This is a genomic window from Bradyrhizobium sp. MOS001, from assembly GCF_004634465.1.
Lineage (GTDB): Bacteria > Pseudomonadota > Alphaproteobacteria > Rhizobiales > Xanthobacteraceae > Bradyrhizobium > Bradyrhizobium barranii.
Window position 1 is genome coordinate 102,643 of sequence record NZ_SPVJ01000013.1, and the last position, 19,734, is coordinate 122,376.

Here is a 19,734-nt window from a genome sequence, read left to right on the forward strand (position 1 = left end):
GTCGTCGCACGGTGTTCATGCGGCGCCGCTAACAGGGGCTCGCGAACTTGGACTATCGCTTGAGGCAACATGAGCAACGACATCGACTTCGATCTTTCGCCGGACCAATGGGAAGCGCTGAAAGCGCTTCGCAACCCCGTGTCGAATGGTCGCCTCTCGAAGGCCTATCTCGTCGAAGGTCTCGTCAAGCTCGGTCTCGTTGTTGTCAATGACGGCGTACCTTCGATGACGCCGACGGGACGCAAGGTGCTGGTGCGCGGATCGTGCCGGCTACTGGATCTCGTGGCGTGACGAGACTGTCCGCGCGCAACAGCTCTGCATGATCGCCTGAAAATTGTCTTTTGCGTTCCCGCTGACGGCGTGTCGTGGGGATGACCTCAACCCGCCAACGTAACGATCAAAGGTCCATTTCGGGTTGCGATAACCGTGTGCTCGTACTGAACGGTTGGCGCCTCGGGGTTGCTGTAGAGCGTCCATGGATCGTCATCACCGTTCTCGGCCCACTCCGCGCCAAGCGACAGGAACGGCTCGACGGTGAACACCAGGCCATCGCTCATGATGCGGCGCTCGGAGCGATCGGGCCATGTCGCGATCTCCGTCGGCTCCTCGTGGAGCGACAAGCCGACACCGTGACTGGCTAGGTTCTTGACGAGCATGTAGCCGTTTTTCCGCGCAAACGTCCCGATGGCCTGACCGATGCCGGCAATCGGTTTGCCGGCGCCGACCTGCCGCAGGCCCGTCCACATCGCCCGCCGACCATCCCTGCAAAGACGCTCGATCGAACGGGTCACAGGCGGAACGGCGAACGAGGCTCCCGTATCGGCAAAGAAGCCGCTCTTCTCGGCCGAGACGTCGATGTTGACGAGGTCGCCACGCTCGATCCGCCGGGCACCCGGGATGCCATGAGCGATCTCTTCGTTCACGCTGATGCAGGTTGCGCCAGGAAAGGCATAGGCCAGTTCCGGCGCCGATCGCGCTCCGGCGGCCTCGAGGAGCTCTCGTCCGATCCGGTCGAGTTCCGCGGTGGTCATGCCGGGCTCGAGGGCCTTCCCCATCGCCTCAAGGGCATTGGCGACGATACGCCCGACCTCTTTCAGGCAGATCAGATCGTTCTCATTCGAGATTGTCATATCGAGCTCTTGCGAAAGCCGGGGCATAGCTGTTGCGATGCCGACTTGCAAACGGAAGAGCGCGCACAAGAATCCCCGATTATGCGGCGCCCTGGATGACCTCAAGACTAGGCCGCGACAATCTGGCACGGTTGTTGCTCCTTTTTGACGTCCAAGACGCGTCAAACCGGGGGAGTCCACCATGTCGACCATCACCGCGGCACCTACCGCCGAGCCGAAGCCGCTCTACACCTCGCTGTTCGTCCAGGTCCTCGCCGCGCTGGTGCTTGGCGTCATCCTGGGGATGGCCGTTCCGGACTTCGCCATCGGGCTCAAGATCCTCAGCGACGCCTTCCTGAAGCTGATCTCGATGATCGTGGCCCCGATCGTGTTCTGCGTCGTCGTGCACGGCATTGCCGGCGCCGGCGACCTCAAGAAGGTCGGCCGGGTCGGCGTCAAGGCGCTGGTCTATTTCGAGGTGATGACGACGGTCGCCCTCGTGGTCGGTCTGCTGCTCGCCTATCTCTTCGGTCCCGGCCACGGCATGAACATCGATCCCTCGACGCTCGACGCCAAGGCGCTCAACACCTATGCCGACAACGCGCACAAGCTGTCCGGCGGCGGCATCGGCGCCTTCCTGATGAACGTGATCCCCAGCACCTCCTTCGATGCGCTGTCGCGCAACGACGTGCTCCAGGTGCTGTTCTTCGCGGTCCTGTTCGGTGTCGGCCTTGCGCTCGTCGGCGGCGAGAAGGGCGCGCTGGTCACATCGATCATCGACGCGGCCTCCACCGTGCTGTTTCGGGTCATGGGGCTGATCGTGCGGGTCGCGCCGCTCGGCGTGCTCGGCGCGGTCGCCTATACCGTCGGCAAATACGGCGTCGGCTCGCTGAAGCAGCTCGTCTCGCTGGTGATGCTGTTCTACGTCTCGGTCGGCATCTTCGTGCTGGGCGTGCTCGGCGGCGTGATGGCGCTCGCCGGAATCAACATCCTCAAATTCCTCGCTTACTTGCGCGAAGAGCTGACCATCGTGCTCGCGACCGCGTCCTCCGATGCCGTGCTGCCGCAGATCATGAAGAAACTGGAGCGGATGGGCGTGAAGGATTCCGTCGTCGGCCTCGTCATCCCGACCGGCTATTCCTTCAACCTCGACGCTTTCTCGATCTACCTGACGCTCGCCGTCGTCTTCATCGCGCAGGCGACCAACACGCCGCTGTCCTTCGGCGACCTCCTGCTGGTGCTCGGCGTCTCGCTGATCACGTCGAAGGGCGCGCACGGCGTGCCGGGCTCGGCGATCGTGATCCTGGCCGCGACGCTCAACGCGGTGCCGAGCATTCCCGCCATCGGTCTCGTGCTGGTGTTGTCGGTCGATTGGTTCATCGGCATGGCCCGCGCGGTCGGCAACCTCGTCGGCAATTGCGTGGCGACGGTGGTGGTCGCCGCCTGGGAAGGCGATCTCGACCGCGCCAAGGCGGCCAAGGTGCTGGAGGGCGGCGAGCTGGTGGACGTGACCGCGGGATAGGCCGCGGATCAATCATCCCACTGGAGGAGTGGCGTTCCATACGCCCTCCTCCAGACCGACAGGAAGCGCGGAAACCAGGAGTGCGCCACGGCGCCCTTATACGCCCACGTGCGATACTTCAGGCCCTGCTCCGAGATCAGCTCCTGATAGCCGCCATGGACCTCGGTCGCGGTCCGAATGTCCTTCAATATCCCCTGCGCGCAAGCCCGATAGGTATCGCTCCCTGAGGCTTCATCAAAATCCAGCATCCGATCCGCGAATTCGACATTGAATGTCGGCCACGACGAACGCCCCTGATAGGCCGGCGCCGCGATCCTGTGGATCATCTTGTTCCGTGGATTATCCGCCGACACCAGGAAGTGGAACGTGCTGGGGATGCGAAATCGCGGCTCGGCGATGATCAGATCCGTCGTAGCCGCAAACAGCGCCCGCTCGCTGGCATCGTTCATGTCCCAGAAGCCGCGATGCACGCTGACGAAATCCAGGGCCACCAAGGACACCGGTGCGCCCGCCGGGCCGTCAAGCGAATGCCTGATATGGCCGTCCTTGCCGAACAGGCGGAGCAGATCTCGCTTGTACTGCGCAAGGTCGCGACCGAGCAGCCGCTTCAGTTCGTTCTCGTCGACGATCCCGAGCTGCACGCCCCACACGAACGTCGTGTAGACGCAGGCGTTGGTGACGAAGCGCCTGCGCTCGGCCCGCGTATCCGTTGCCGCGGAGCGAGGCCCGCCGGCATCGCACAGCAAATATCTGGTGCTGTCAGCGTCGAATGGCTCAAGCTCACTCGCGAGCTGAAGGATCGCGCGCTTCAGGTCGACGCCATATTCGGTCAGCAGCAGGCGGCCGGCATGTGCGCATTGCGACATTGCCAGATAGGAAGACACTCTCTCGTCGGCACCTATCATCTGCTGGAGACCGGCGAGAATGCCGAGCAGCGTATCCGAGGGCCGCGAGAAATAATTCACGCCGAGGTACCGCCCGCGCCCTGCAGGAACGATGGTCGTCGTGACCACGTCGGCGCGAACCGCCTCCAGCAGGAGGCGAACGCTCTTTTCGAGCAGGCGCGCCCGACGGACCGCGTCCTGCGCATCCATGATGGTTTCAGGGTCCAGGACGTCGGGGTAAAACCAGGCGAAGTCGCGCGGGTAATAGGCGGAGGCGTGCGGCGCTCCCGTGACGAGGAAGGCCTCGGTCACCGAAAAGGCACTGTCCATCGAGTGCCGGTAGAGGTCCTCTATGTCCGACAACGCATGATGCGATTGTCTCAGGAAGCGATCACCGAGAAAATTGACCGCCTGAAGCGCGTTGGCGACAAAGGTCGCAGCCATTCCCTGGTAGAACCGGTTCTCACGATGTGATGGGAAAGAGATGTCGCTGTTCATATGCGTCAATCGGCTGATGTCTCGTGACCCCGTGATGGCGGCCACCATTTTAAACATGACTGATTCGTATCTCTACCCGGTGACTTGCGGGCTTCAGGCAATCACTTCGCGCCGGCGCGGCCCTCCCGCGGCCTGAAATTCTCGATCACCCGCAGCAGCACGCGCGCGCCGGCGTCGGCATCGGCGAGCTCGACGTGCTCGTCCGGGTGGTGGCTGATGCCGTCGCGGCAGCGGACGAAGATCATGCCGACATCGGCGATATCGATCATCGCCATGCCGTCGTGCCCTGCCCCGCTCGGCAGCTCGAACACCGACGCGCCTTCGGCGGCGATTGCCTGCGCGATCTGGTCCTTCAACCAGGGTGCGCAAGGCGCGGTGCGGTTCTCGTGAGTGACGTCGAGCTGAAGCGCCAAATGCCGGCGCTTGGCGATGGCCTCGATCTGCCGAACGACGTCGGCGACCGCGCGCTTGCGATGCATGTCGGTCGGTGCCCGCATGTCGATGGTGAACGATACTTCGCCCGGAATGACATTGGTCGCCCCGGGCCTCGCCTGGATATAGCCGACGGTGCCGACCAGCCCGTCCGCGTCGGTGCGGCAAAACTGCTCGATCGCGCCGATGCATTCGGCCGCGCCGGCGAGCGCATCGCGGCGCAGCGCCATCGGCACGGTGCCGGCATGACCGGCCATTCCGGTCAGCCGCGCAGCGAGCCGTGTCGCGCCCGCAATCGCAGTGACGACACCGACGGGCAGGTTCTGGGCTTCCAGCACCGGGCCCTGCTCGATGTGCAATTCGAGATAGGCGAGCAGCTCGCGCCGGGCCCGCGCGGCCGCGCCGATGTGATCGGGATCGAGGCCGAACGCGACGAGCGCATCGCGCATCGACACGCCGTCGCGGTCGCGCGTGTTCAGGACGCTCTCGTCGAAGGTGCCGGCCACCGCCCGGCTTCCGAGCAGCGTCGAAGCGAATCGTACCCCCTCTTCATCGGCAAAGCCGATCACCTCGATCGCGAACGGCAGGCGCTTGCCGCAGCGGTTGAGATCGGCGACGCAGGCGATCGCCGTGATCACCCCCAGCGGCCCGTCCCATTTGCCGGCATCGCGCACCGTGTCGTAGTGCGAGCCGAGCATCAGGCAGGGCGCCCCCAACTGCTCGCCTTCGTAGCGTCCGCAGACATTCCCGATCGCATCGAGATGCGCGCTCATGCCGGCTTCGCGCATCCAGCCCAGGATGAGGTCAGCGGCCTTGCGCAGCTCGTTGGTGAGATAGATGCGGGTGAGCTTGTCGCCGTCTTCCGAGATCGCGGCGAGCTCGTCGATCCGTCGCACGATCTCCCCGCCGAGCGATGCATTCTGAACGGCGTTACCAGCAACCATCTCGGCGAGCTTCCCATCTCTTGGGACCGCGGCGGCGGTCCTGGCGGCGATCGATACAAGTTCGGTGCCAGCAAAAAATCACGACCGTGGTCCCGATCCGCGAGTGGGTAGCATGAATGCGGCCGGCAGACCGTAGCTCCCGTCACGCACACACGCGACCTGGCCTGGCTGCTCAACTCCATTGCATACAACTTCTATATTTTGCTCAAAAATTAATCTGACGGTTTACTCGGCAGGATTCTGAGAATCCATAAACACGATACTTTTCAACGGCTTCAGATCAATTGATCACTCCGTGGCCTCTGGCACGAAGCTTGCGACATCTTATCCCCGGGCTCCGCCAGACTGGCGCGGCCGCGAGATTAAGGCGGGACATCCGCCAAGGGGAGCGAGCAATGGATTTCGGCAAGATTTCACGACGTCATTTGTTGCAGGGCGGCGCGGCCCTGACCCTCGGTGCGGCAGCGGGCGTCCGTCCCGCCTTCGCGGCCGATACCACCATCGGCTTCATCTATGTCGGCTCGCGCGATGACTACGGCTACAACCAGGCGCATGCGCAGGGCGCGGCGGCACTGAAGAAAATTCCGGGGCTGAAGGTCGTCGAGGAAGAGAAGGTGCCGGAGACCGACGCGGTCGAGAAGACGATCGAGTCGATGATCAACCTCGACGGCGCCACCCTGCTCTTCCCGACCTCGTTCGGCTACTACAACCCGCACATGATCAAGATGGCCACCAAGTTCCCGAAGCTGCGCTTCGAGCACTGCGGCGGTCTGTGGAGCGACAAGGATCCAAAGAACGCCGGCAGCTATTTTGGCTATATCGACGAGGCCCAGTACATCTCGGGCATCGTCGCCGGCTACACCTCCAAGAGCGGCAAGCTCGGCTTCGTTGCCGCCAAGCCGATCCCGCAGGTGCTGCGCAACATCAACGCCTTCGCGCTCGGCGCCAGGCTCGCCAATCCCAAGGCCACCACCCAGGTTATTTTCACCGGCGATTGGTCGATGCCGGTCAAGGAGGCCGAAGCCACCAACAGCCTGATCGATCAGGGCGTCGACGTACTCACCTGCCACGTCGACGGTCCGAAGACCATGGTCGAGAATGCGGCCCGCCGCGGCGCCTTCGTCTGCGGTTATCACACCAACCAGTCGCCGCTGGCGCCGAAGGCGTATCTCACGGGCGCCGAGTGGAATTGGGAAGCGCTCTATCCGAAGTTCGTCAAGATGATCGCCGCCGGCGAAAACATCCCGAACTTCTATCGCGGCGGACTCAAGGAAGAGATCGTCAAGACCTCGCCCTACGGTGAGGCAGTCTCCGCCGAGGCGCGCAAGCACGCCGACGAGGTCAAGGCCAAATTCCTGTCGGCGGAGGGCTACGCCATCTTCAAGGGCGGGCTGGTCGACAACAAGGGCAAGACGGTGATCGCGGCCGGCACCGATCGCGGCCAGAAGGATCCTGAGCTGGAGAAGATGGACTACCTGGTCGACGGTGTGATCGGAGCGACTTCGTGACAACGGAAGCCGCGGATTCCACTGAAGCGGCCGGGACAATCGCCCCGGCCGCCGGTCCCGGCTTTCTCCAGCGCCACGGCGCGACAATCGAATACATCCTGATCCCGGGCACGGCGCTGGCCGGCGCGCTCGTGATCTTCGGCATCTTCGTCGCGATGTTCGGCAAGAACCCGCTCGACCTCTATTTCTACATGTACTACGGCGCTTTCGGCACCTGGTTCTCCTGGCAAAACACGTTGACGCGTGCCGCGCCGCTGATCCTCACCGCGCTCTGCACCGCACTGCCGGCACAGCTCGGCATGGTCATCATCGGCGGCGAAGGCGCGCTCCTGATCGGCGCGCTGTCGGCGACCAGCGCCGCGCTGGCGCTTCAGGGCATGCCGCCGCTCGTCGTCCAAATTGCCATGGTTATCGGCGGCGTGATCGGGGGCGGCCTGTGGATCATGCTGTCGGGCGGCTTGCGCCAGTATCGCGGCGTCAACGAGACCATCTCGAGCCTGCTGCTCGTCTACATCGCGCTCGCGATCCTCAACCATCTCGTTGAGGGGCTGATGCGCGACCCCGCCAGCCTCAACAAGCCGTCGACGCGCGAGATCGGCGCCGCCAACATGATCGGCAGCATTCCCGGCACCGACGTGCATTGGGGCCTCGTCTTCGGCCTGATCGCCGCGATCGCTGCCTACGTCCTGATCTATCACACCGTGTTCGGCTTCGCCGCGCGGGTCGCCGGCGGCAACATCCGCGCCGCAAAGATCGTCGGTCTCGGCGTCAGCAAGCTGATCCTGACCATCTGTTTCCTCGCCGGCGGCGCCGCGGGCCTTGCCGGCATGGTCGAGGTCGCCGCGGTGCAGGGACGCACCAACGCCAACCTTGCGGCGGGCTACGGATTCACCGGCATCCTCGTCGCGTTCCTCGCCCGGCAGAATCCGCTCGCGATCATTCCCGTCGCGATCCTGCTCGGCGGCATCAGCGCCAGCGGCGGCCTTTTGCAGCGCCGCCTCGGATTGCCCGACGCATCCGTTCTGGTGCTTCAGGGCATCATCTTCGTCTTCGTGCTGGCCAGCGACGCGCTCTACGGCCGCATCGGATTGTTGAAGGGAAAATCCTGAGATGGCAGACGGATCGATCGGGCTCTGGACTGTCCCCCTCGCTGTGCTCGGCGGCGCCATCCGCGTCTCGACGCCGTTCCTGTTCGTGAGCCTGGGCGAATGCATCACCGAGCGCTCCGGCCGCATCAATCTCGGCCTCGAGGGCACGCTGGTGATGGGGGCGATGAGCGCCTACGGCATCTCGTATCTCACGGGATCGCCCTGGCTTGGCGTGCTCGCCGCCGGCATCACAGGTGCACTGCTGGGCGCATTGCACGCCGGTATCTGCTCGCTGCCGCGCGTCAACGATATCGCGGTCGGCATCGCGCTGATGCTGCTTGGCACCGGCCTTGCCTTCTATCTCGGCAAGCCGCTGATCGAGCCCACCGCGCCGCGCCTGCCCGCGATCGATTTCGGCTGGTGGAGCGACATCCCGCAGGTCCGCGCCGCGCTGCGCGTCAACGTCCTGTTCCTGATCGGCGTCGCGCTGGCGCCGATCCTCTATTGGGCCTTCCGCACCACGCGCTGGGGCCTTTTGATCCGTACCGCCGGCGAGAGCTCCGATGCCGCGCGCGCCATGGGCCATTCAGTGCTGCTGATCCGCCTGCGCGCGACCATGGTCGGAGGCTTCCTCGCCGGCATCGGCGGCTCCTTCCTGTCGCTGTTTTATCCCGGAAGCTGGAACGAGGGCCTCTCCTCAGGCCAGGGCATCACGGCCGTGGCCCTCGTGATCTTCGCGCGCTGGGATCCTCTGCTCTGCCTGTGGGCCTCGCTCGCCTTCGGCGGTGCCGCGGCCCTGGGCCCTGCACTGCAATCGGTCGGCGTCACCTCCGGCTATCACCTCTTCAACGCCGCCCCCTACATCCTGACGCTGGCGATCATGATCATCACCTGCTCGCCGAAACGCACACTGACCGGAGCCCCGGCCGAATTGTCGATCACCCGTTAGAGAACGAAATCATGCCCGCGCGCTATATCAAGTCCGAGCCCTACGCCTGGCCCTACAATGGCGATCTCCGCCCCCAAAACACCGCGCTCGTCATCATCGACATGCAGACCGATTTCTGCGGCATCGGCGGCTATGTCGACAAGATGGGCTACGACCTCTCGCTGACGCGGGCGCCGATCGAGCCGATCAAGAAGCTGCTCGCGGCCATGCGCGCCCAAGGCTTTCACATCATCCATACCCGCGAGGGCCATCGCCCCGATCTCTCCGACCTTCCCGCCAACAAGCGCTGGCGCTCGCGCCAGATCGGCGCCGGCATCGGCGATCCTGGTCCCTGCGGCCGTATCCTGGTGCGCGGCGAGCCGGGCTGGGACATCATCGAAGAGCTTGCACCACTGCCGGGCGAGCCCATCATCGACAAGCCCGGCAAGGGCTCGTTCTGCGCCACCGACCTGGAGCTGATCCTGCGCGTGCGCGGCATCGAGAATATCGTGCTGACCGGGATCACCACCGACGTCTGCGTCCACACCACCATGCGCGAGGCCAACGACCGCGGCTTCGAATGCGTCCTGCTGCACGATTGCTGCGGCGCCACCGACAAGAGCAACCACGAGCACGCGCTGAAGATGATCAAGATGCAGGGCGGCGTGTTCGGCGCGGTCTCGACGTCCGACGCCTTCATCGGAGCTATTTCGTGATCATCGGCGAAACGCCGCCGCCAGCAGGCGCCTTCGGCGTCGACGCCATCGCCATGACCATGCGCTTCGGCGATTTCCTCGCGCTCGACAATGTCGAGCTGAAGGTGCGGCCGGGCTCGTTCCACGCGCTGCTCGGCGAGAACGGCGCCGGCAAGTCGACGCTCGTCAAATGCATCATGGGCTATTACCACGCGACCGAAGGCGACATCCTGGTCGGCGGCCGCGAGCAGTCGATCGCAAATCCAAAGGACGCTCACGCGCTCGGCCTCGGCATGGTCTACCAGCATTTTACCCTGGTGCCGGCCATGACGGTCGCCGAAAACCTCGTGCTGGCCCGCGACGATGTGCCGGCCGTGGTGAACTGGCCAAAGGAGATGAAGGAGCTCGAGGCTTTTCTGGCGCGGATGCCGTTCAAGGTGCCGCTCGGCGCCAAGGTCTCCGACATCTCCGCCGGGGAGCGGCAGAAATGCGAGATCCTCAAGCAGCTCTATCTGCAGCGCCGCTTCCTGATCCTGGACGAGCCGACTTCGGTACTGACGCCGGCGGAGGCCGACGAAGTGCTCGGCATGCTCCGCGACATGGTCGTCAAGGGCGAACTGACCATCCTGATGATCACGCATAAATTCCGCGAGGTCATGGCCTTCGCCGACGACGTCACGATCCTGCGCCGCGGCAAGCTCGCAGGTGCCGGCAAGGTTTCCGAACTCACCCCGGATGCGATGGCGCGAACCATGATCGGCGCCGAGGAACTGACCGTGCAGCCGCCGCGCACCGGCGAAGCCGGCCGGGCCCAACTGGAATTGGCGAAAGTCCGCGCGCTCGACGACGCAGGCGCCATCGCCGTGCATGACGTCTCACTCACGGTCCGCGCCGGCGAGATCGTCGGCATTGCCGGCGTCTCCGGCAATGGCCAGCGCCAGCTGGTCGAGGTGTTGGCCGGCCAGCGCGAGGCGGAGAGCGGGGAAGTCCGCGTCGCCGGCGATTCCTATCATGCCAGCCGCGAAGAAATGCGCCGCCACAAGATGTCGCTCCTGCCCGAGGAGCCGCTGAAGAACGCCTGCGTCGGCGGCATGAGCGTCGCCGACAACATCGCCTTCCGCGAATTCGACCGCGCGCCCTTCGCCAGCGGCGGCTGGTGGCTCAATCGCGGCGCCTTCCGGGACGATGCAAAGAAGAAAATCGCGCAGTACAAGATCAAGACCCGCACGCCCGATACGCCGATCGCGGCGCTGTCGGGCGGCAACGTCCAGCGCGCCGTGCTGGCGCGCGAGCTTGGCGGCAACGTCGAGGTGCTGATCTCGGCCAATCCCTGCTTCGGCCTCGACTTCGCGGCGGTGGCGCAGATCCACGCCGAGATCATGGCCGCCCGCAACCGTGGCGCCGCCGTGCTGCTCGTCAGCGAGGACCTCGACGAATTGCTCGAACTCTCCGATCGGCTGGTAGTGATGTTCCACGGCGAATTCGTGTATGAAGCACGAACCAGCGAAGTCGATCTTACCGTGGTCGGCCGGCATATGGCGGGGCATTGACCAGGGACGAGCGATGAGCGGCGGATCCGAGCGCGACGAGCACTTCCTCCGCCTGTCCTTTACGGTCGCCCGCCGCTCGCTCACCCATGGCAACCATCCGTTCGGCTGCGTCGTCGTCGATGCCGATGGCAAGGTGCTGATCGAGACCGAGAACGGCTACATGCCCGACCACGACGGCACTGCGCATGCCGAGCGCCTCGCGGCCACGCAGGCCTGCCGTATGCTCGACCGCGAGGTGCTGGCGAAAGCCACGCTCTATTCCTCCGCAGAGCCCTGCGCGATGTGTGCCGGCGCGATCTACTGGGCCGGCATCGGCCGTGTGGTCTACGGCCTCAGCGAGCACCGCCTGCGCGGCATCACCGGCAACCATCCGGAGAACCCCACGCTCGATTTGCCGTGCCGCGAGGTCTTTGCCAGCGGCCAGCGGCCGACGGAAGTCGTTGGGCCGCTGCTGGAGGACGAGGCCGAGGCGCTCCACGACGGCGCGTGGACGAAGTAGCGAACTCCAAGAACTCGACTTCGTAGGGTGGGCAAAGCGAAGCGTGCCCACCAATCCCAACCGCTCGGAGAGATGGTGGGCCCGGCGCGCCGCGCCTTTGCCCACCCTACGCTCTTACAAACGCCGATGGCGCTACGCATCTCTGCGCGGCGCCATCCTAACCTGAAGACCTTCAGCCGATCAGAACTTCACAGTGATACCCCCGTAAACCGTCGACTCGGTGCAGCTGTTGGTGCTCTGGCCGGTCGGGGCGACCGTGCAGACGCCGGGCATGGCGTTGTGGTCGAGGCCGAACTTGTTCTGCCAGTAGCGGTAGGCGACCCAGAGGTCGACGAAGTGCGAGTACTTGTCACCCCAGGCGGCCTTCGAAGCGTCGAAGGTCAGACGGATCGGTTCGCTGTTCAACTCGACCTTGGAAGCAGTAGAGAACCGGCCAGGGCCGGAGAGCGCGGGAAGGCCGTTCGAGTCGCCCTTCGCTCCATACCAGCCGGCGCGGCCGCTGATGGACCAGAACTGCATGTTCGGCGGCAGGAAACCGAGGTCCATGTAGTAGTTGATTTCGACGGCCCAGGTCGGGTTGTAGCTGACATTGCCATCGGAATTGCAGCTCACACCCGGGAGGGGGCCAGCAAAACCGCTGCCGCACTGAGTGAAGGCGTTGTGGTTGGAGAACTCCCAGTACATCAAGGGCGCGATGTTGATGTAGCCCTTGTAAGGAAGATCGAAGGCGAACTGGAGACCGGCAACGACGTCCCGCTTCGCGGGCGCCAAGAAGGTGTTCTCGGAATTGCCATCCATACCGACTTCAAACGAGATGTTCTGCAGCGGCCCCGTGGTGAAGGCCTTGGTGTTGAAGAGCTGGTTCCAGCCGAAGGTCGAGCGGAATAGGCCGTAGATCTCGGTCGCGCCGGCGCAGTCGGCTGCACCGAAGGAGGAGGACAGACCAGGTGCGATACAGGGCGAAGCAGGGTCGTTATGACCCGACTTGAACATGGAGATGGTAAAGAAGTTGGTGCCGTAGGCCCAGAGGTCGAAGTGCGTGAACGAATAAACCTGCTTGGCGGTCGTACCGTTGATGCTGCCGTTCGGATTGACGCTCCACATGCCGGGGTCAGTGCCCTTGGGCATCCAGGAGAACGTGACGCGATTGTCGATCACCAGGAAGAACGGGACGTCCGACGCTTTCTTGGCAGCCTTGACCGGCAGGTCCGCTGCCTGAGCCAGGCCACTGGTAGCGAGTATAGCAATCGACAGCGCCGCGGTTGCGATTGCCCTGAAACGAAACGACATCCTGAATACCCCCAAGTTTCGACACGTAAAAATGAACGCCCCTTGGGTGCGACACTTGCGCCGATCTCCCGGAGTGAGAAGCCTCAACTTCTTTCAAGGCATGCCGCTTGTTTCGGCAGGAAGTGGCCTTTCAACCCAGGAATTCGAGGATTTTTTCCGTTTCACTGTTGCGTGCGCGCGGTGACGCGATGCCGAACATTCCCGTTTGATTTCATTTGTCTTTTGTGGCGGCGCAAGAATGCAGACACAATTGACGACAGCGACCGTTGGCCCGGTCGGGATTTGCATACGCGCGCCGGCGCGACTTTGCTCAAGTTCACGTCAGGCCTGCACAGCGGGTTCCGAATTGGTTTGAGCCGTCACAAATTTGCAACAGGCGTCTCTCGCAGGAGGCCGCCGCAATGGCTCTCCCTGATGTCGGATGGCGACGATCATCGACTGACAAGGGCCGCGACTCGCGACACAGACCGCCTGCCGAAGCGTTGAGCAAGGGATGACGCTTTTTCACATCTTACGCGACGGTTTAAACTAGCCCACAATTGAGGCACTTCACCCCCGTGCCAGCGCATCAGCGAATGTTAGACCAGACGTCCAACGACCTGCATTCTGACGAGCCCCCTCTGCTTCAGACGATCGGGCTCACCAAGCGCTATGGTGATTTCCTCGCCAACGATTCCATCGACATTGGTATCTGGCCCAAGGAAATCCACGCTCTGCTCGGCGAGAACGGCGCCGGCAAGTCGACGCTGGTCAAGGCGATCTACGGGCTGATCCAGCCCAGCGCCGGCGAGATCCGCTGGCAGGGCCAGCCCATCGTGCTGTCGGGTCCGTCGGACGCGCGCAGCCGCGGCATCGGCATGGTGTTCCAGCATTTCTCGCTGTTCGACAATCTCACCGTTGCCGAGAACGTCGCGCTCGGCCTCGATGGACGAGAATCCTTCAAGGACATGTCGGCGCGGCTGGAGCAGGTGTCGAAGACCTATGGACTGCCGCTCGATCCCAGGCGCGAGGTCTGGCAATTGTCGGTCGGCGAGCGCCAGCGCATCGAGATCGTCCGCGCGCTGATGCAGGATCCGAAATTCCTGATCCTGGACGAACCCACCGCCGTGCTGACGCCGCAGGAAGCCGACCAGCTCTTCATCGTGCTGGAACGCCTCAAGGCCGAAGGCCGCGCCATCCTCTACATCAGCCACAAGCTCGACGAAGTGAAGCGGCTCTGCGACACCGCCACGATCCTGCGCGGCGGCAAGAAGGTCGAGACCTGCAATCCCCGGCTCGAGACCGCGGCCTCGCTCGCGCGGATGATGGTCGGCGGCGAGATCAGGGAAGTGAAGGCACCGGCAGGCCGCAAGACCACCGTGCCGCGGCTCGTCGTCAACGACCTTTCACTCGCGCCGAGCGAGGCGCATGGCGTGCGGCTCGAGCACATCTCATTCGAGCAGAAGGGCGGCGAGATCCTCGGCATCGCCGGCGTCGCCGGCAATGGCCAGGACGAGTTGTTCGCCGCGCTCTCCGGCGAACGCCTGTCGAAGGACCCCGGCACCGTCGTGATCGAAGGCATCGCCGCCGGCCACCTCTCGATCACCCAGCGCCGCAAACTGGGCGCGGCCTTCGTCCCGGAGGAACGGCTCGGCCACGGCACCGCGCCGCGCATGAAGCTGTCGGAGAACGCGCTGCTCACCGGCCACGCCGCCAGCGGCATGGTCCATCACGGCTTCATCGACACCGCGGCGACACTGAAGACCGTGGATCGCGCGACGGAAACGTTCGACGTTCGCAAGGCCAAGCGGGATCCGGAAGCTGCGAGCCTGTCCGGCGGCAATTTGCAAAAGTTCATCGTCGGCCGCGAGATCCTGCGCAACCCCGCGGTGCTGGTGGTGAGCCAACCGACATGGGGCGTCGATGCCGGCGCCGCCGCCGTGATCCGTCAGGCGCTGCTTGATCTCGCTACCGCAGGCGCCGCCGTGCTCGTCACCAGCCAGGATCTCGACGAGCTCGCCGAAATCGCCGACCGCATCGCCGTGATGTTCCATGGCCGGCTGTCGACGCCGCTTGCAACGAGCGAAGCCACGCGCGAAAAACTCGGCCTGTTGATGGGGGGCAGCAGCCTGGAGCCGAAGGAGGCCGCGCATGCAGTTGGTGCTTGAGAAGCGCGTCGAGCGCTCCAACACGATCGCGCTGGTCTCGCCGCTGATCGCGATCGGGCTCACGATCGTGACCATGATCATCCTGTTCGCGATCCTCGGCAAGAATCCGCTACTCGCGCTGCATGCCTATTTCATCGCCCCTCTGACCGACGGCTATTCGCTCCAGGAGATCGCAGTGAAGGCCACGCCGCTGGTGATGATCGCGATCGGGTTGTCGCTCTGCTATCTCGCCAACACGTGGAACATCGGCGCCGAGGGCCAATTCCTGATCGGCGCGGTGGCCGGAAGCTGGATCGCAGTGAAGACGCAGGGCACCGATGCCGGGGCCTGGGTGCTGCCGGCGATGCTCGTGCTCGCCGCCGCAGCGGGCGCGCTCTATGCGCTGATCCCGGCGATTTGCAAGGTGAAGTTCGGCGCCAGCGAAATCCTGACCAGCCTGATGCTGGTCTATGTCGCCGACCTCTTTCTCGACTATCTCGTACGTGGACCCTGGCGCGATCCGCATGGATTCAACTTCCCTACCACCGCGGAGTTCGATCCGGTCGCAACGGTGCCGCTGCTGATCGAAGGCGGCCGGCTGCATCTCGGCTCGATCATCGCCCTGCTCGTCGTCGCGGCCGCCGCGATCCTGCTCGGCCGAACCATCAAGGGCTTCGAGATTCGCGTGGTCGGCGCGGCGCCGCGCGCCGCACGGTTCGGCGGCTTCAACGCCAACCAGTTGGTCATCCTGACTTTCGCTGTGTCAGGCGCGCTCGCCGGGCTCGCCGGCATCATCGAGGTCGCGGGTCCGGTCGGGCATCTTCAGCCCGGCATCTCGCCCGGCTACGGCTTTACCGCGATCATCGTCGCCTTCCTCGGCCGGCTGAACCCGCTTGGAATATTAATTGCAGGCCTTTTCCTCGCATTGACCTTTATCGGCGGCGAGCAGGCGCAGATCGCGATGAAGATCCCGTTGGACGTCACCAAGGTATTCCAGGGCATTCTGCTGTTCTACGTGCTCGCCTGCGATTCGCTCATTCTCTATCGCTTCAAGCTGGTTTTCCCGAACCGACAGGTGGCCCGTGGAACTGGTTGAAGCCATCATCCTCGCTGTGCTCGCCGCCTCGACGCCGCTGCTGATCGCGGCGACCGGCGAGCTCGTCACCGAGCGCTCCGGTGTCCTCAATCTCGGCGTCGAGGGCATGATGATCGTCGGCGCGGCTTGCGGCTTTGCCGGCGCGTGGCTGACCGGATCGATCTTCATCGGCGCGCTGTTCGGCATCGTCGCGGGCACACTGATGTCGCTGGTGTTCGCGCTGATGACGCTCGGGCTCGCCGTCAACCAGGTTGCAACGGGTCTCGCGCTGACCATCCTCGGCGTCGGCCTGTCCGGCCTGATCGGCGCCGGCTTCGTCGGCGAGCGCATCACGCCCGCGATGCACCTCTATATTCCCGGCCTCACGGACATGCCGCTGATTGGCCGGGTGCTGTTCGGCGAGGACGCCTTCGTCTATTTCTCCATCGCGCTCGTCGTCGGCGTCTGGTGGTTCCTGTACCGCACGCGGGCGGGGTTGATCTTGCGCGCCTGCGGCGACAACCATGTCTCCGCGCATGCGCTCGGCTACCCCGTGCTGCGCATCCGCACCTTCGCCGTGATGTTCGGCGGCGCCTGCGCAGGCCTTGCCGGCGCCTATCTGCCGCTCGCCTACACGCCGTTCTTCATTCCCGGCATGACCGCGGGGCGCGGCTGGATCGCGCTGGCGCTGGTCGTGTTTTCGTCCTGGCGGCCGGGCCGGCTCGTGGTCGGCGCTTATCTGTTCGGCGCGGTGACGATCCTGCAACTCCACGCTCAGGGCTGGGGCGTCGGCATTCCCTCGCAATTCATGTCGGCGCTGCCTTACCTCGCAACCGTCATCGTCCTGGTCCTGCTCTCACGCGCGCGCACCGGCGGCTCGACCGCGCCGGCCGCGCTCGGCACCGTGTTCGTGCCGGACCGCTAGCGTTTCATTTCCGCGGCGGGCGCGATGGGGCGCGCACGTTGCGGATCGTGGCTGTCCCCTGATGTTTGGAGATTGATGATGAGGAAATCACTTCTTGCGCTGGCTGCCGGGCTTTTGCTTGCCGGAAGCGTCAGCGCAGCCTCCGCCGCCGACAAGCTGAAAGTCGGCTTCATCTATCTGGGTCCGATCGGAGACTTGGGCTGGACCTACCAGCACGACCTCGCGCGCCAGGCCCTGGTGAAGGAGCTGGGGGACAAGATCGAGACCACCTATCTCGAGAACGTGCCCGAAGGTCCCGACGCCGAGCGCTCCATCGAGCAGCTCGTCCGCGCCGGCAACAAGCTGATCTTCACGACCTCGTTCGGCTACATGGACCCGACGCTGAAAGTCGCCAAGAAATATCCGAACGTGCATTTCGAGCACGCCACTGGCTACAAGCGCAACCCGAACATGTCGACCTACTCGGCCAAATGGTGGCAGGGCCGCTACATCCAGGGCCTGATCGCGGCCAAGATGTCGAAGTCCGGCGTGCTCGGCTATATCGGCTCGTTCCCGATTCCGGAGGTCGTCTCCGGCATCAACGCGACGATCCTGGCGGCGCAGACCATCAACCCGAATATCAAGGTCAAGATCATCTGGGCCAATACCTGGTTCGACCCGGGCAAGGAGGCCGACGCCGCCAAGGCGCTGATCGACCAGGGCGCCGACGTGATCATGCAGCACACGGATTCGCCGGCGGCGATGCAGATTGCCAGCGAACGCGGCAAGCTCGCCTTCGGCCAGGATTCCGAGATGATCAAGTTCGGGCCGAAGACCCAGCTCACCTCGATCCTGGACACCTGGGGCCCTTATTACATCGAGCGCGTCAAGGCCGAGCTCGCCGGCACCTGGAAGTCCGAGGACAGCTGGGGTGGCCTCGACAGCCATATGTTTGCGATGGCGCCCTACACCAACATGCCTGACGACGTGAAGAAGCTCGCCGAGGATGCCCAGGCCGCAATCACAGCGGGCAAGCTGCATCCGTTCAAGTGCCCGGTCATTGGGCAGGACGGCAAGCCGGTCGAGTGCAAAGGTGGCGATCACCTCGATGACGGCCAGATCCTCGGCATGAATTTCTACGTCAAGGGCATCGACGACAAGCTTCCGGGCAAGTAGCACGCTTCTTGCATTGCCTAGATCACCTGCTCCTCCCGGAGGAGGTTCGGAGGGGGTGGCCAGAAGCACCCGGCACTTGTGGTCGCCCCCTCTTTCTTTTTGCCCGGATTATCCCGCCTGCATCGCCCGCGCCGCGGAACTGTGGCGGCGAATGAGATCGGGAACATCCAGTCCCGGGATCGCGCCGTCGATCACGGCCCATTGTCCCGCCACCATCACCCGGTCGGCCCGATGCGCCCCGCACAGCACCAGCGCGGCCAGCGGATCGCCGTGACCGGAGAAGCGCAGCTCGTCGAGCTTGAACAGGGCGAGATCGGCAGCCTTGCCGACGGCGATCTCACCCAGTTCCGGCCGGCCGACGCAGGCCGCCGAGCCCTTGGTCGCCCAGCGCAGCGCATCCTTGTGGCTGACCTTGGCCACTCCGTAGCGCGCCCGCTGCAGCAGGAACGCCGCCCGCACCTCCTGCATCAGGTTCGATCCGTCATTCGACGCCGAACCGTCGACGCCGATGCCGATGCCGACACCGGCCTCCTCCATCTCGCACACCGGGCAGCAGCCCGACGCCAAAATCTGATTGCTGCACGCGCAATGGCTGATGGTCGTCTTCGCCTTGCCGAGCCGCTTCATCTCCTCCGCATTGAAGAAGATGCCGTGGGCGAGCCAGGTCCGCGCATTGAGCCATCCGCATTGCTCGAGATAGTCGAGCGGACGGCAGCCATACATCTGCTGGCAGAATTTGGTCTCGTCCTCGGTCTCGGCGAGATGGGTGTGCAGGCGGACGTCGAGCTTGTTGGCGAGATCGGCGGTGGCGCGCATCAGGGACGTCGTCACCGAGAAAGGTGAACATGGCGCCAGCGCGATCTGCACCATCGCATCCGCGCCGCGCTGGTGATGCTTTGCAACCACCCGCGCGCTGTCGGCGAGGATCGTGTCCTCGTCCTGTACGACGCCGTCAGGCGGCAGGCCGCCGTCGCGCTGCGACAGGTTCATCGAGCCGCGCGTGAGTAGCACCCGGACACCGAGCCGATTTGCGACTGCGACCTCGATGTCGACGGACTCCTCGAGCCCCGCCGGGAACACATAGTGGTGATCCGTTGTGGTGGTGCAGCCCGAGAGCAGGAGCTCGGACATCGCCACGGTGACGCCGAGCTCGAGTGCTTCAGGCGTCATCCTCGCCCACACCGGATAGAGCGCCTGGAGCCAGGGAAACAGCTCGCGGTCCATCGCCGCCGGCAGCGCCCGCGTCAGCGTCTGGTAGAAATGATGATGTGTGTTGATCAGGCCCGGCAGGACGACATGCTCGCCCGCGTCGAACACCGCGACATCCGCCGTCGCAGGCCTGCCACCGGCCGGCACGAGCTCGACAATCCGGCCATCACTCACCACGATCCCGCGCTCGGCACCATCAGCGAGGATGGCAAGGGGATCCCTGATCCAGATCGGCTTTGCATCGCTCATGATCGTGGTCTCCTCACATCCGCTGATGACAAGGCCGGCAAGGCGGCC

General features: G+C 64.4%; 17 protein-coding genes. 12 read left to right on the forward strand and 5 right to left on the reverse strand.

Annotated elements, in window-relative coordinates:
* Nucleotides 1–69 precede the first annotated feature (69 nt).
* Nucleotides 70–291, forward strand: a complete 222-nt coding sequence (locus tag CT676_RS18830) for a hypothetical protein (RefSeq protein WP_028152899.1) — start codon at nt 70–72, stop codon at nt 289–291.
* A gap of 86 nt (nt 292–377) precedes the next feature.
* Here CT676_RS18830 and map read toward each other — a convergent pair whose 3' ends face one another.
* Nucleotides 378–1,130, reverse strand: coding sequence for a type I methionyl aminopeptidase (map, locus tag CT676_RS18835; protein ID WP_135215180.1), 753 nt, complete (start codon nt 1,128–1,130; stop codon nt 378–380).
* Nucleotides 1,131–1,311: 181 nt separating this feature from the next.
* Here map and CT676_RS18840 point away from each other — a divergent pair, with 181 nt between their 5' ends.
* Nucleotides 1,312–2,631 carry a dicarboxylate/amino acid:cation symporter gene (locus CT676_RS18840; RefSeq protein ID WP_063982032.1) on the forward strand — a complete coding sequence of 440 codons (1,320 nt, stop codon included), beginning with the start codon at nt 1,312–1,314 and terminating at the stop codon, nt 2,629–2,631.
* 8 nt (nt 2,632–2,639) lie between these two features.
* On the opposite strand, the gene CT676_RS18845 is transcribed toward CT676_RS18840, so the two are convergent.
* Nucleotides 2,640–4,013, reverse strand: a complete 1,374-nt coding sequence (locus CT676_RS18845) for a hypothetical protein (RefSeq protein WP_135215181.1) — start codon at nt 4,011–4,013, stop codon at nt 2,640–2,642.
* 101 nt (nt 4,014–4,114) lie between these two features.
* Nucleotides 4,115–5,389 carry an allantoate amidohydrolase gene (locus tag CT676_RS18850; protein WP_135215145.1) on the reverse strand — a complete coding sequence of 425 codons (1,275 nt, stop codon included), beginning with the start codon at nt 5,387–5,389 and terminating at the stop codon, nt 4,115–4,117.
* A gap of 395 nt (nt 5,390–5,784) precedes the next feature.
* Here CT676_RS18850 and CT676_RS18855 point away from each other — a divergent pair, with 395 nt between their 5' ends.
* The 6 genes from CT676_RS18855 to CT676_RS18880 are packed head-to-tail and all read left to right on the forward strand — an operon-like array spanning nt 5,785 to nt 11,657.
* Nucleotides 5,785–6,897, forward strand: a complete 1,113-nt coding sequence (locus tag CT676_RS18855) for a BMP family ABC transporter substrate-binding protein (RefSeq protein ID WP_135215146.1) — start codon at nt 5,785–5,787, stop codon at nt 6,895–6,897.
* Nucleotides 6,894–8,006 (forward strand): ABC transporter permease, encoded by a 1,113-nt coding sequence (locus CT676_RS18860; protein WP_135215147.1) that lies wholly within the window; start codon nt 6,894–6,896, stop codon nt 8,004–8,006. The genes CT676_RS18855 and CT676_RS18860 overlap by 4 nt, the downstream gene beginning before the upstream one ends.
* 1 nt (nt 8,007) lies before the next feature.
* Nucleotides 8,008–8,934, forward strand: a complete 927-nt coding sequence (locus CT676_RS18865; RefSeq protein WP_135215148.1) for an ABC transporter permease — start codon at nt 8,008–8,010, stop codon at nt 8,932–8,934.
* Between the two features lie 11 nt (nt 8,935–8,945).
* Nucleotides 8,946–9,629, forward strand: coding sequence for an isochorismatase family cysteine hydrolase (locus CT676_RS18870; RefSeq protein ID WP_135215149.1), 684 nt, complete (start codon nt 8,946–8,948; stop codon nt 9,627–9,629).
* Complete coding sequence (locus CT676_RS18875) at nt 9,626–11,158, forward strand: ABC transporter ATP-binding protein (RefSeq protein ID WP_135215150.1); 1,533 nt, start codon at nt 9,626–9,628, stop codon at nt 11,156–11,158. Before CT676_RS18870 ends, CT676_RS18875 begins: the two co-directional genes overlap by 4 nt.
* Nucleotides 11,159–11,171: 13 nt before the next feature.
* Nucleotides 11,172–11,657 carry a nucleoside deaminase gene (locus CT676_RS18880; protein WP_135215151.1) on the forward strand — a complete coding sequence of 162 codons (486 nt, stop codon included), beginning with the start codon at nt 11,172–11,174 and terminating at the stop codon, nt 11,655–11,657.
* 180 nt (nt 11,658–11,837) lie between these two features.
* Here CT676_RS18880 and CT676_RS18885 read toward each other — a convergent pair whose 3' ends face one another.
* On the reverse strand, nt 11,838–12,947 hold the full coding sequence (locus tag CT676_RS18885; RefSeq protein WP_135215152.1) for a hypothetical protein: 1,110 nt from the start codon (nt 12,945–12,947) through the stop codon (nt 11,838–11,840).
* 575 nt (nt 12,948–13,522) lie between these two features.
* Here CT676_RS18885 and CT676_RS18890 point away from each other — a divergent pair.
* From CT676_RS18890 to CT676_RS18905, 4 genes are all read left to right on the forward strand, one after another.
* Nucleotides 13,523–15,094 (forward strand): ABC transporter ATP-binding protein, encoded by a 1,572-nt coding sequence (locus tag CT676_RS18890; RefSeq protein WP_135215153.1) that lies wholly within the window; start codon nt 13,523–13,525, stop codon nt 15,092–15,094.
* Nucleotides 15,078–16,169, forward strand: coding sequence for an ABC transporter permease (locus CT676_RS18895; protein WP_135215154.1), 1,092 nt, complete (start codon nt 15,078–15,080; stop codon nt 16,167–16,169). Before CT676_RS18890 ends, CT676_RS18895 begins: the two co-directional genes overlap by 17 nt.
* On the forward strand, nt 16,156–17,073 hold the full coding sequence (locus CT676_RS18900) for an ABC transporter permease (RefSeq protein ID WP_135215155.1): 918 nt from the start codon (nt 16,156–16,158) through the stop codon (nt 17,071–17,073). The genes CT676_RS18895 and CT676_RS18900 overlap by 14 nt, the downstream gene beginning before the upstream one ends.
* Before the next feature lie 78 nt (nt 17,074–17,151).
* Nucleotides 17,152–18,228, forward strand: a complete 1,077-nt coding sequence (locus CT676_RS18905; RefSeq protein ID WP_038957603.1) for a BMP family ABC transporter substrate-binding protein — start codon at nt 17,152–17,154, stop codon at nt 18,226–18,228.
* A gap of 108 nt (nt 18,229–18,336) precedes the next feature.
* On the opposite strand, the gene CT676_RS18910 is transcribed toward CT676_RS18905, so the two are convergent.
* Nucleotides 18,337–19,686, reverse strand: coding sequence for an 8-oxoguanine deaminase (locus tag CT676_RS18910; RefSeq protein WP_135215156.1), 1,350 nt, complete (start codon nt 19,684–19,686; stop codon nt 18,337–18,339).
* Between the last annotated feature and the right edge of the window lie 48 nt (nt 19,687–19,734).

What these genes read in the sequence shown, in the direction of transcription:
- CT676_RS18830 (WP_028152899.1), top strand. Translation starts at nt 70, where the DNA reads ATGAGCAACGACATCGACTTCGATCTTTCGCCGGACCAATGGGAAGCG.
- map (WP_135215180.1), bottom strand. Translation starts at nt 1,130, where the DNA reads ATGACAATCTCGAATGAGAACGATCTGATCTGCCTGAAAGAGGTCGGG.
- CT676_RS18840 (WP_063982032.1), top strand. Translation starts at nt 1,312, where the DNA reads ATGTCGACCATCACCGCGGCACCTACCGCCGAGCCGAAGCCGCTCTAC.
- CT676_RS18845 (WP_135215181.1), bottom strand. Translation starts at nt 4,013, where the DNA reads ATGAACAGCGACATCTCTTTCCCATCACATCGTGAGAACCGGTTCTAC.
- CT676_RS18850 (WP_135215145.1), bottom strand. Translation starts at nt 5,389, where the DNA reads ATGGTTGCTGGTAACGCCGTTCAGAATGCATCGCTCGGCGGGGAGATC.
- CT676_RS18855 (WP_135215146.1), top strand. Translation starts at nt 5,785, where the DNA reads ATGGATTTCGGCAAGATTTCACGACGTCATTTGTTGCAGGGCGGCGCG.
- CT676_RS18865 (WP_135215148.1), top strand. Translation starts at nt 8,008, where the DNA reads ATGGCAGACGGATCGATCGGGCTCTGGACTGTCCCCCTCGCTGTGCTC.
- CT676_RS18870 (WP_135215149.1), top strand. Translation starts at nt 8,946, where the DNA reads ATGCCCGCGCGCTATATCAAGTCCGAGCCCTACGCCTGGCCCTACAAT.
- CT676_RS18880 (WP_135215151.1), top strand. Translation starts at nt 11,172, where the DNA reads ATGAGCGGCGGATCCGAGCGCGACGAGCACTTCCTCCGCCTGTCCTTT.
- CT676_RS18885 (WP_135215152.1), bottom strand. Translation starts at nt 12,947, where the DNA reads ATGTCGTTTCGTTTCAGGGCAATCGCAACCGCGGCGCTGTCGATTGCT.
- CT676_RS18890 (WP_135215153.1), top strand. Translation starts at nt 13,523, where the DNA reads ATGTTAGACCAGACGTCCAACGACCTGCATTCTGACGAGCCCCCTCTG.
- CT676_RS18895 (WP_135215154.1), top strand. Translation starts at nt 15,078, where the DNA reads ATGCAGTTGGTGCTTGAGAAGCGCGTCGAGCGCTCCAACACGATCGCG.
- CT676_RS18905 (WP_038957603.1), top strand. Translation starts at nt 17,152, where the DNA reads ATGAGGAAATCACTTCTTGCGCTGGCTGCCGGGCTTTTGCTTGCCGGA.
- CT676_RS18910 (WP_135215156.1), bottom strand. Translation starts at nt 19,686, where the DNA reads ATGAGCGATGCAAAGCCGATCTGGATCAGGGATCCCCTTGCCATCCTC.